The 12,636-nt window shown below is 34.5% G+C and carries 7 protein-coding genes and 1 pseudogene; 1 reads left to right on the top strand and 7 read right to left on the bottom strand.

Annotated features, from left to right (window positions below; genetic code table 11):
• Nucleotides 1–123 precede the first annotated feature (123 nt).
• Genes HMPREF2988_RS09615 through HMPREF2988_RS09625 form a run of 3 tightly spaced genes read right to left on the bottom strand, consistent with a single transcriptional unit; the run spans nt 124 to nt 6,190 of the window.
• Complete coding sequence (locus tag HMPREF2988_RS09615; RefSeq protein ID WP_070770539.1) at nt 124–3,156, bottom strand: type I restriction endonuclease subunit R; 3,033 nt, start codon at nt 3,154–3,156, stop codon at nt 124–126.
• A gap of 12 nt (nt 3,157–3,168) precedes the next feature.
• Nucleotides 3,169–4,413 carry a restriction endonuclease subunit S gene (locus HMPREF2988_RS09620; protein WP_083314638.1) on the bottom strand — a complete coding sequence of 415 codons (1,245 nt, stop codon included), beginning with the start codon at nt 4,411–4,413 and terminating at the stop codon, nt 3,169–3,171.
• Nucleotides 4,406–6,190 (bottom strand): type I restriction-modification system subunit M, encoded by a 1,785-nt coding sequence (locus HMPREF2988_RS09625; protein WP_070770540.1) that lies wholly within the window; start codon nt 6,188–6,190, stop codon nt 4,406–4,408. Before HMPREF2988_RS09625 ends, HMPREF2988_RS09620 begins: the two co-directional genes overlap by 8 nt.
• A gap of 781 nt (nt 6,191–6,971) precedes the next feature.
• On the opposite strand from HMPREF2988_RS09625, the gene HMPREF2988_RS09635 reads away from it, so the two are divergent.
• On the top strand, nt 6,972–8,018 hold the full coding sequence (locus HMPREF2988_RS09635) for a phospholipase D-like domain-containing protein (protein WP_070770542.1): 1,047 nt from the start codon (nt 6,972–6,974) through the stop codon (nt 8,016–8,018).
• A gap of 39 nt (nt 8,019–8,057) precedes the next feature.
• On the opposite strand, the gene HMPREF2988_RS09640 is transcribed toward HMPREF2988_RS09635, so the two are convergent.
• From HMPREF2988_RS09640 to HMPREF2988_RS09655, 4 genes and pseudogenes are all read right to left on the bottom strand, one after another.
• Nucleotides 8,058–9,557 carry a TRM11 family SAM-dependent methyltransferase gene (locus HMPREF2988_RS09640; protein ID WP_070770543.1) on the bottom strand — a complete coding sequence of 500 codons (1,500 nt, stop codon included), beginning with the start codon at nt 9,555–9,557 and terminating at the stop codon, nt 8,058–8,060.
• Complete coding sequence (locus tag HMPREF2988_RS09645) at nt 9,554–10,687, bottom strand: DNA methyltransferase (RefSeq protein WP_070770544.1); 1,134 nt, start codon at nt 10,685–10,687, stop codon at nt 9,554–9,556. Before HMPREF2988_RS09645 ends, HMPREF2988_RS09640 begins: the two co-directional genes overlap by 4 nt.
• A 285-nt stretch (nt 10,688–10,972) precedes the next feature.
• Nucleotides 10,973–11,371 (bottom strand): annotated as a pseudogene (locus HMPREF2988_RS09650) (recombinase family protein); the annotation flags it as partial.
• 115 nt (nt 11,372–11,486) lie between these two features.
• Nucleotides 11,487–12,419: a hypothetical protein gene (locus HMPREF2988_RS09655; RefSeq protein WP_070770545.1), complete on the bottom strand. Its 933-nt coding sequence runs from the start codon at nt 12,417–12,419 to the stop codon at nt 11,487–11,489.
• Nucleotides 12,420–12,636 lie beyond the last annotated feature (217 nt).

Raw genomic sequence — 12,636 nt, forward strand, 5'->3', positions numbered from 1 at the left:
ATATGACAGAGTTCAGACAATTTAGTATGTAACAAATTTTTCAGTGCTTTCTTAAAAGCAAACAATACAACTTCTCCTTTATTTTTGAGAGAAATTGTATTGCTTAATCCTTATTTATACAAGTTATTTCGTCCGTAATAACTTGTATAAATCTCTAGCAACTAATGTATATACTAGATCAAAGTACTTATCATCATGCCCAAACATTTTCTCAAAAGCTGCATTGTTCTTCTCATACTGCTCCATCACCTTATCTTTAAATACATCAGGGAACAGCGATTTTTCAAACATCTGAGCATCGTTATTCTTAGCCATGCTGACAACCTTCAAATCTGGGTTATCTGCAAATGACCGATACAAAATCTCTACTAATACTCGATCTCCTTCATCAAAATCATTAGGAAATCGTTCATTGATTTTATGAATGATTTCTTCTAGTGAGTCTCGTTCATCCGGCGGTTTGATTCCTGCATCAATTGTCTTTGGATTTACTAGCTCGCCTTCTTTATTCACTAGATGAATTTCACCGGAAAAATCCTGACGTAACTTATAATATTCCAACTTTACTTTATCAGAAATATCAATATTCTCTCGTGTTTCTTTAGGTAGAAACTTCAGCAAGTATCCAGTAAAAATCCGCTCCTCCAATAATTCCATATCGAATAACCGATCAAGTTGTGAAATATAATCATACCACTTGCCAAAGTTACGTAGAGTCACCCGAAACTGGTACTGATTATCCTTGTTCATTTCCTCATAGCGATCCATAATCGGCTTAAACATGCTAGAAATTCGTCCAAGCAAGCGCTCATTCTGTTGCTTTTGGGCTTGTTTCACCAATTTCATGACACGTTCAATATCACCTTGATTGTAAACATTAAATTTTCGTAGCTTGCTTTGAGTATCATAAATCAAGTTAACATTGATTTCTTCTCTCAAATTTGTTTGTTCATAAAAGGGTTGGAAAGCAGCTTCAATATCTTCAACATCATTTACAAAATCAAGAATAAAGGTATCCTTCTTCCCAGGCATTGTTCGATTGAGTCGTGATAAAGTCTGAACAGCTTTAACACCCTTTAACTTCTTATCGACAAACATGGTATGCAGCAACGGTTCATCAAAACCCGTTTGATATTTTTCAGCAACAATCAAGATATTAAAATTATCTGTATGGAAAGCTTCCTTTAATTGATTCTCCCGAACATTCTCACCAGATTTTGTGACATTCATCTTCGTTTCTGTATATTCAGTCTCTCCATCTACTACCGAACCAGAAAAAGCAACCAACACATCCAAGTCATTATAACCTTTGTTCGCTATATATTTTTTAAATTCTTTCATATAGCGAACAGCGTGTAAGCGTGATGCGGTAACGACCATTGCTTTTGCCTGCCCACCAATAGCTGTACAAGTAACCGCTCGGAATTGCTCCACCATCACAGCCGTCTTTTGAGCAACTGCCCAAGGATGCAATGATTGGAAACGAACAATCGCTCGGGTTGCTTCACTCTTTGGTAATTCTGGGTTATCTTCAATTTCACGGGCAATTTTGTAGGAAGTACTATAGGTCATATAGTTCTTCAGCACATCTAAGATAAAGCCTTCCTCAATCGCCTGGCGCATCGAGTAAACATGAAAGGGTTCGAAATGCCCATCTGGTTGTTTCGTACCAAACATTTCCAATGTCTTTTCTTTCGGTGTAGCGGTAAAAGCAAAGAAACTTAAATTTTGATGTTTACCTTGTGCTGCCAATTGTTGAACTAGTTCATCTTCAGCATCTGGTAATTCATCGTCAACTTCGCCTTCCAGTTCATAATACTCTTCCAAGGATTTAGATTTGTCCGAAAGAGCGGCTTTTAGCTTCTGGGCACTATTCCCAGTCTGTGAAGAATGTGCCTCATCCACAATCACAGCAAAATTACGCCCTTCGACATGATCTACTTCTTGATAGATCACTGGGAACTTTTGCAAAGTGGTAATAATGATCTTACGCCCATCATTAATGGCTTCTTTTAAATCTTGAGAGGATTTACGATCGTCAATCGTTTCTACCAAACCTGTCTGATGATCAAAGTTCATGATAGTATTTTGCAACTGGCGATCCAACACTGTTCGATCAGTCACAATAATAATTGATGAAAAAATTGGGTAGTTCAGTTGATCATGAATAGAGGATAAATGGTATGCCAGCCATGCAATACTATTAGATTTTCCAGAACCAGCACTATGCTGGATCAAATAATTTTCTCCACTACCATGGCTTTTTACATCTGCAACCAATTTTCGAACCACATCTAACTGATGATAACGAGGAAAAATCAACGTTTTCTTTGTGACTTCTCTGTCGCCTTGCTTTTCTTTTTTAATCTCTAGATTCATAAAACGTTGGATAATATCCATCAAATTGTCTCTAGTAAGCACCTTTTCCCACAAGTAGGCAGTTGGGTAGCTATCTTTATTGGACGGATTGCCTGCTCCACCAACTCTTCCCGGCCCATTGGAACCTTGATTGAATGGCAAGAAGTACGTTTTTTTACCGTCCAACTTTGTCGTCATATAAACATCTGTATGGTCCACCGCAAAATAGACTAAGAAGCGGCGATTAAAACGAAATACCAATTCTTTTGGATCACGATCTTTTTGAAACTGGAGTTTGGCATTTTCTACTGTTTGACCAGTGTACTGGTTTTTCAATTCTAAAGCAACGAGCGGAATACCATTTAACGACAAAACCATATCAATGGTTTTATGGTTATTAGGACTGTAAGCAAACTGGCGAGTACAGGTAAAACTATTTGCTTCATACTTTTCCATCGTTTCATCATTCAGCTCTGAAGCAGGTTTGAAGTAAGCTACTTTAAAGCGCACACCGCGGTCTTTGATCCCATTGCGCAATACATGTAACATGCCGTGGGTTTCTACCTCTTGATTAAAGCGTTGAAGGAACTTGACTTCTCCATCATTGTTATAGTTTCGTTGGTGACGTGCCCACTGTTTTGGTTGAGTCTTCTGGACAAAGCCTAGCAATTTTTGACAATCCAAACCAATCGTAGGATCAAAGTTTGATTCGCTGAATGTTTCCTTCTGCCATTTGCCATACGTAGTGAGTGAAGTCTCAATATCCTGCTCAAAACGAATTTCTTTGTTCTCTACCAAATGAATCACCTCCTAGGCTTCTTTTTTACCGGTTACGTATTCGTAGATTAGTGATTGCTTTAGTTGTTCAAATTGAATTAATAGGTGTTCTTTCTCTATGACAATATTATCAATCCATTTTACTTTTTCTTCAAGAAAGTCTACAATTTGTCTTTGTTCATCCATCGTAGATGGAAAAGCAATTTTTACATTTTTAAACAAATCTTTGTTAAGATCCCATTGACCAATTCTTAATCCAGCAGATATCCTTCTGTATTCATCTAAGTAAGCATTATTACGCAATGCATAATGAAGAAATTTAGTATATATTTGCTTGTCCAATACTTCATAAACGTAGTATGCAGGTGAGATGATTCCTCTTATTTCTGAAATTGCCATTGAGCCTTGCCAAGCCTTCATCTTGTTAATAACCAATTGATTATGATTCACGAGCTTATAACCAGAAGTATCTAGTGATGTAACATTATGATTATCATCTCTACTATTCTTTGGAATTACACCATAATCCCTATAAAGCGATAATATTTCTTCATTGGGGTAGTTTTTTTCTGAGACCTCTTTCAGGAAAAATCTCGTTTTCTTAATTTCCCATGATTTTGGAACTTTTTTTATCCATTCAATCCCACTATCCTTCATTTCAACGTTCTTATCCAATCCTTTGGTCACTGTCTCAGTAATCAAGGCCTGTTTGTATTTTTTTAACTCATCGATGGATTGCTGGGTTTCGGAAATGATGGTATCAATAATTTTGACTTTATCCCGAATTACATTAGCAATTTTTTTCTGTTCAGCTAGTTCAGGTAATGGAATTGGGATTCTTTTCATACTATCCCATTTTGTCGACCATAAATCTGCAACTATTCCGTTACCCCATCGATAGAATTCTTCAGCAAAACCAGCATTTTTAAGTAAGTAATTTGTAAAGTTAGTATCTACCGTTCTAGATTTTATTACCAAATTTATTAGTGAAACGGAACCGTTCTCATATGCAATTCCGGAAGATTGTTTCCTATCAGATCTTGAATTTATCACAAAATCTCCTTTTTTAACGAGTTTACGGTCATTATGGTTTGAAGATTTAGCAGCATTATCAAGTTGTGGAACAATGCCGTTTTTAGTTACAGATAAAGGTTTAAAATCCAAATCAGAAACTTTTTCATTCCGTTGTTTGAAATGTTGACCAATCTTAGCCAACTCCCAACTTTCCGGAATTTCCCCAATCCATTCCACACCGGAATTTTTCAGTTTCCTAGTCAACGTTGCTCACATCCTTTCCAGAGAGTGCTTCAAAGTTAGCTACGATTGATTCTTCTAGTTGTTTGATGCGCTCCGCAATAACCTCTGAAGGCTCTGGTGCAGTGTATTTGTAAAACAGACGAGTAAATGGGATTTCAAAACCTACTTTATCCTTCTTGCGATCCATCCAGGCATCTGGATTAAATGGCAGTACTTCTCGTTCAAAATATTCCTGAATATTTTCTTTCAAAGGAATATCTTCTGTATCTCGTAGGCTAGCATCCGGTGTTGGTTTGCCTTTTTTCAGAATAATTTCGCCGTTTTCATCACGCAAAGGTCTCTCCACAGTCACTTTGGTAAAACCAAAATCTGCATTATCAAAGATTTTTGATTCAACTGTTTTATTATCCAAGTGATATTCACGGCTTTGGAACTCACCATAGGCTTTAACAATCATCTCACGGCATTCTTCAGTAATATCCACTCGTTTATTCCCAATATTTTTACGACGTTTTTCAAACATTTTCGAAGCATCGATCAGTTGGATTTTCCCTTGACGTTCAGCCGACTTGTTCTTTGTCAAAATCCAAATATAGGTGGAAATTCCAGTATTATAAAACAAATCAGTTGGTAACTGGACAATGGCTTCCACCCAGTCATTTTCAATGACATATTGTCGAATCGCACTCTCTCCACCACCAGCATTTCCTGAAAATAGTGCGGAACCATTATGGATGATCGCCATCCGCCCGGTTTCTTTCAGTTTAGCTACACCATTTAATTGAAACAGCAACTGGCCATCACTAATTTTAGGCAGACCAGGTCCAAAGCGCCCTGCTTCGCCTAGTTTATGTTCTGCTTCTACTTCTTTTTTTGCACTTTTCCAGTCAATACCAAAAGGCGGATTAGAAATACAATAATCGAAGGTATAATCAGTAAATTGATCATTGGATAGTGTATTTCCTTTTGTCATATTTTCTGGATCACCACCACGAATCATCGTATCAGCTTTCGCAATGGCAAAGGTTTCCGGATTTAATTCCTGACCAAATGTCCGAACTTCAACACTTTCATTAAAATCATGAATCCGTTCGATCATCGCAGATAGCATTTGTGAAGTTCCCATGGTTTGGTCATAAACCGTTTTGACAACATTCTCCCCGACAAGTGTCTCACTATCTTCAGCAAGCAGTAGGTCTGTCATTAAATAAATGATATCTCGACTGGTAAAGTGAGCTCCTGCCTCTTCATTGTAACTTTCAGAAAATTTCCGTACTAGCTCTTCAAAAATATATCCCATATCTGTGCTAGTAACCATATCTGGTCCAAGATAAGAAGATGCCTTATTAAATTCAGTGATCACAGCAAAAAGCATGTTATTCTCCGCCATATTCGTAATTTCTTGCTCAAACTTGAAATTTGATAAGATATCCTGCATATTGTCGGAAAAACCGTTTAAATAAGCACGGAAATTTTCCTCGATATTATTCGCATCTGCAATCAAGGTATCAAAAGTGAACATACTCGTATTATAGAAAGCAAAGCCTGATGCTTTTTCCAAAAAACGACTTCGCATCGTGTCATTCATCTCTTTGTATTTTTCAGCAGCTTCTAAAACAGCATGACGGGTTGGTAATAAGGTATCGTGAAGACGTTTGATGACTGTCATAGGTAAGATGACTTTCCCATACTCGTGGGGTTTGTATAATCCTCTTAATATATCCGCCACATTCCATATCATGTTGGCTTTCTTTTGAATAAATTGGGTTGTTTGTTCGTTGCGTTTTGTTTCGTTCACTAAAATTCATCCTCAATTCGTTTGTATAGTTTAAAGATAGCTCTTTATTCGTATAAATCTTTTTTAAGATAGTAGTACTCCTTCATAGAATAATTTCATTATTTAATTTTTTATTACGAGATGGCAAATTAAATTCACCGTCAATTACGGTAATTCACAATAATATAATAGTATTGTGCTTGTTTAAAACATACAAGTCAACTTCCGGTTGCAAGCTTGCTGAGTAGCCTTTTACTATCTTATTATTAAGATTTATTCTATCAACATCAATCATTTTAGAAAAGTCCTCTATTTCTAGATGGTTTTCATATGCTAAAATGTCCTTTTCAATTATATCATTCATATTTTAAACTTTTTAGCGAATGATAATTATATTTTTCAATCCCTAGACAACATGAAAAATAATCTAATTACCCGATAGTGAATGCTAGGGCCATTAGTAATTCATGAACCGATCTTTTACTTCAACGACATTTATATATAAGTAGCAGCTGATTTAAAAACACCCTCACTTATGATACGGAGCTGGGTATCATGAGTGAATGATATTCTTCAAATCTTCTAAAAACCGCATCATTTGTGATACGGGGACCCGTAACGTTGACAATTGATATTTTTGTAAATAATTTTCCGCTACGATTAGTTAAAAAGCACTGAACCCTTATTTGCAAATTTTTTAATTCTTTCGATGTTTTCAACCTCGATTTTCATAATAAAAAAGTATAAACTAGGTATAAACTATTATACAATTGGGATAGCTTAAAAATGTGAGGGAGATTATATGAATTATTTTTCTATGCATCCAAATGTCTACAGTACGGATTCTGTAACTGGACTAATTCAAATGCTTGAAAGGGCTTGGATTCATAACGTACAACCTGGCATAGGAACTATTTACATTGTTTCAGGTTTTGCAAATTTCAACGGTGGCGTACGCTTCTATGACGTTTTAGAACAGCATATTACAAAAGGCGGAAAAGTGATCGCTATCTTCGGGGGGAGCACAAGCCAGAGACTAGCCTCTAAACAAGTGGTAAATGAGTTATTGACTAGAGGTGTTGAAGTTCATATTGTCAATAGAAAAAGATTAGTTCACTCTAAACTATATGGATATTCAACGAAAGATGATAGCCGACTGGTAGTAAGTAGCGGCAATTTTACTGGTCCAGGTATGTCACAAAATGTAGAATCTTCCGTTTTTTTAGATAGTGAAACTTTAACAGCAATGCAGTTCAAATGGGAAGACTTAATTAAAGCATTTTTTTCCCAAAATTGGCAATTTCACAAGGCTACAAACAGTGATAAAAATCCGATCTGGGACCTTTTATATGACGAACAAAAAACTAACCTAGTTCTAGATGATACTGATAAAAATACTTTGTTACAAACGTTAGTTTCTAATGATACCACAAGAATTACAGGTAAAGTTAAAGTTGGTTCCTTGTATTTCTTTCTATCAAAACAACTATTCGATTTTTTTCCACCATTAACAATACGGAACAAGCGAGGGTTTAAACCTACATACTCAGCATTGATAACCATAAATTTTCTAGATTTAAATATTTCTAAAGAAATGCGGATCACTTTTGAAGCAGAAAACAACTTAGATTTCCGATTAGGGGTAGGTCCTCTCAGAAACACAAATATTGCAAAGCCTGGAGATCTTTTTGCGCTCGAAAGGATATCAGAAACTGAGTATAATTTGAGAATTTTTAGTCAAAAATCAAAAGAATGGACCAAACTTGAACCTTATTGCATCAATTTTATCGGTCATAAAGGAAAGAAATATGGTATGATTTCTAACGAAGAGTTCGAAAATTTATTTTAACACTAAAAGGTGATCATTAAATGTGATCACCTTTTAGTGTTATGCCTTTCTCAGTACTAAAAGCGTTTCCTCATTAATACTATTAGCAGAATGAATATCATATCTCTTATACGTCTCTAATTTGTTGAGCGACTCGATCTTCCATCCAATTTGCTCGGCAATATAAGCTAACCATTCCGGCGTGTCTATTACAAATTTTTGCCCGCCCAAGGTTGTAGAGTTAGTACCAACAACGAGAGCAAAAGCCCCTCCTGGCTTTAATATGTTTAAAATATTAGCTAACATACTCTCCATATCGGAAAAATAGTTATATAGTAATGCTGGAACTGCCTGTCGTCTGAACCCGTCCTCTTCACTTAATGTATCTTGTAGCATATTTACATAAAAGTTCAAATGCTGTGGAAGCTTACGGTTATTTTCCCGCATCTCTGAAATTATCTTATTGATTTCAGATTTCCTCAACTCTCTTGTTCCAGTAAGGGTTCTTTCTAAAGGCATAATTTCGTATGGTCTAATAAGTCCAAGCCACACCAAACTTAACCTTTGAGTATCTATATATGGCAAAGCAGTTGCATATGGTGGACTTGTTATCGCTATGTCTACCTTAATACTATCAGAAAAATTATTAGAAGAATTATTCCCTAATATTGCTTTTCCTATTCCTCTAAAATTTTTTGAGACTCTCCTAGCTTTACTCATTTTTTGACAAAAAGAATTGATATCTTTATCAATTTTTGCAACCAATTCTATTATTGGAAAGTCCGATCTCCTTTTTCTAATTCTCAAATCTCCAGGCTCTTGATTACTGTAGTCGCGAAGATTATTTGATATTAGAACTAAAATGATATCTCTAATTTTAGCTTCTTTGTTCAACAAAGATATACGCAAATTCTCTATTTCAATAAATGTTTTTTCAGGAAACCATTTAAGTAAATAGTCCGTTCTCTCCTGATCATTTACTAAACTTTCTATTTCGTTCAAAGAGTATCTTGTCGTTTCTGAAGCTATATCATTCCATGTAGCCAGTAAAATCTCTGGATCCACATCCAAAGATTCCTGTTTCGCATTAGCAATAAACACAGCTAATGGATTAATATCAAAACCTATTGATTTATATCCCATCAAAGAGGATTCTAACAAGGTTGTTCCTGAACCACAAAAAGGATCAAGGATCAAGCTTTCTTCATTGGCACCTAAGATATTCAATAATGCATGAACAATCTGAGGATTAAACTTCCCTTTGTATTCATGAATCCCATGTGCTGAATACCTAGTTGCCTGTCTATTAGATGAAATTGATGATTTTTCTAATAAAGTAATTACAGGAGTGATTTCTCTTCCGTCAATTCTTATAGACTTGAAATAGGTCATCTTTTTTAACATATTATCATCAATAAACTCTTCTGTAGTCAAAATGAGTGATTCGCTTGTCGCATCTAATTTATTACTATCGTTGAAAATTGATTGGATCTCATCAACAGCTAACTTGCGTTCGTAAGGGAACATATTGTAATCCGCGTAAAAAAACTCATATCTCATCGTTTCGCCCTCATAAACATAATAGTTTCCTCTTTTATATTTGCGTGATTCAAATTGAAACTTTTCCTAGAGGATTGTATTATTCTTTTTTTATTACATATAAATTCTAATCCAGCTTTTTCTGCAACTTCAACTAATAACTCTCCATTGTCATACTCAATACCATGAATTTTTGATCTTCCAATAACAAACACAATTAGCCCACCATCAATAACTATCGAGTTTAATTTGCTAAATAAAGTATACATTTGATTGAAAAAATCATTGATAGTCTCATGATTTTTTTTGAAATAGTGTGCCCTAGCTCCGATTTCTTCAGCCTTGACTTCTTTTGGATCGAATCCTAACCATGACATTCTAAATTTATGATAAAGCCAGTATTCATAAGCATTAGGATAAGGCGGACTTGTTATAACTAAGCCTATCTCTTTAGTAAACATACTAGAAGAAATATCCAAAGAATTCATGTTGAAAACTTCGGATTTTGTTTGAGGTTTAAAAACATCGACATTCATAAAGTTGAAGATTCTTTTTGCTGCTTTCTCAAAATTATCATATACAAATTTTTGCGATACATTTTTTTCGATAGCAGCATACCTAGTATCACTTTCTTGATTAGAAACTTTTACTATAATACTAGATAAAGCAGCAAGTAAAGCTTCTCGATTCAACACATTATCAATTAAATATATCTTGTTTATAAGCGATTGTAATGCAATCTGGACCTCCATTTCAAACCAATGATCCTTATTTTGAACTTTAGCAGTTATATTTTTTGCGGGGTCATCTAATGAATCTAAAATCACTTCATTTAAATCATTTAGAAAAGAATACTCTAACGCATTAGTCTTAACACGACTTATCAAACAGGCTATTGGGTTCAGATCACTTCCATAAGAATAGTATCCATTATCTTGTGCAGTTACTAAAGTAGTTCCACTACCAACAAAAGGATCAAAAATCGCAAAAGAAGAATCCATAGGAAATAAATCAATAACAGCTCTAGGTATCTCTTCAATAAATTTTGCTGGATATGGATGAATTGAATTTTTGGTTGTACTAGTACTAGATTGTACAAAATCCCAATCAATCGTGTCTATTTTATCTATTATTTCAGTTTTAGTAAGCATGTTTTCTCCTATATTCTAATTGAATCTAACTGTTCTATTATAGCATATTTCGTTTTTCAAATTGAAAGCTGTATATCATTTCTTAACAAAATCATTCTTAAAGCAATACATGGCTATTTTACACTACAAATCACAAACCATCAAGAACGTAAGTTCCCTATAAACTATTATTTTTTAGTAGTAATTGCCCTTTTAAATTACGCAGGTCCCTAACAACTCCTCTAGCGATTTGAAATCGCTAGAGAAGCGTTAGATCCCCTCTCACGTTACTTGATATAGCTTAGACTAGATTGTTAGCGTAAAGGGTGTCTTTAACACAAAAATAGCCGTATCCTTTGTTTTGGATACGGCTATTTGATATTGCTCATTCAATTGTTGTACCACGGCAGGCGTGAATTTCATCGTAATCTCCAACATCTCCTTCTTTTTAAGATCAAAGGTGATTTTCTCAATAAAAGTACGATACAAGGCTTTGACTTGCTTCTTCTCACTCTGGGCAAGAAAGCGATCCAAACTAGTTAATATCTGTTGGACATCTTTGACTTGAATCGGCTCTCCTTGTTGTTGAAAGATTCCTAAGATTTTATTCTCTTGAATGTGTAACTGCCGTCGTTTTTCAGTCAATTCGTCTAAGCGGTCTTTTAACATCGGAAACAATTCGGGACTATCTTCCAAAGCAGCTTCCTATTTTTGCTCTAATAGTTAGATTTTGCGTACCATTTTCTTCGTTTATTTTCCTTCGATTGCTGATTTTAATATAATCTAAAGGAAATTTATATCTATTGTATTCTTTATAACTTCAAGAGAAATACGTCTGAGTATTACTGTATTTTTTTAATTCCATAAGAAAATTAGTTATTATCTGCCACCTAATCAGCAAATCTGAACCTGAGTCAATATAATTAATATTATTTTCCATCTCCAACATTGTAAGTACTGTTGGTGTTAATATAGGGACTTTGTACAATTGTATTTTTTTGATTTTATCATCTGCACAAAGGAGATTTTTTAAATCTAATCCTTCTTTTATTTCAAAAGTTGAATTTTTTAAATCTATAAGAGTAAAACCAATTCCTTCATACTGAATTTCTGAAAATCGAATTTTTCTCCCAGTTGATAGATCAAGGGGCATAAAACCTTTTATTACATTGTGAGCGTCATCATCATTTATAATGTCATTAGGAATTTTAATTTTAGAATTCTGCGGAGCACCTATTGGAAGATAATAATTCATTATAATTTTGTAGTCTTCATGAGGAAATAAAGTACTCTTAGGATTGCTAAGATATTCTCGTACCGAATCTAAGAATGGCTTATCCATTGAATCTTCATCCCCATTTAAACTAAAAAACATTGCTACAATTGCTTTTGCAACTCTAAGTGAATTCATTTTCTTTATTGAATGTGTTAAATCAGACTTACCATTCTTTAAACTTGTATTGTTATAAAGGAAATTTTTATTGTCTTCTGCAAATTTAATATATTCCTCAACATACTCACTACCAAAAAAACTATTACATTTACTACATAACGTATAATAAACATTTCCTTGAGGTTTCCTTTTAATCCCCTTCGGAAAATCACCTTTTGTAAAATCGCCCTTAAGAAAATCATCTAAATTACCAGTTCTGGTCTTTTTACCTCCAGTATTCCCTGATTTTTTAGGTGGTACATGCTCTTTAGTAAGTTCAGTGTATTTTTCACATAAAATACACTTACCCATCTTTTTCATATCTATCCCCACTCTTTTTAATTCTTATATACAATTATATTTCAAATATTCATTAATAAATACCCCTATTTATGATAAGTACCTCCCTAACGACTCCTCTAACGATTTCAAATCGCTAGAGAAGCGTTAGCGCCCCTCTCACGTTGTTTGATATAACCTAGACTAGATCGTTAACATAAAGGGTGTTTTTAACACAAAAATAGCCGTATCCTTTGTT

The sequence above is a fragment of the Enterococcus sp. HMSC061C05 genome, assembly GCF_001814765.1.
Lineage (GTDB): Bacteria > Bacillota > Bacilli > Lactobacillales > Enterococcaceae > Enterococcus_B > Enterococcus_B lactis.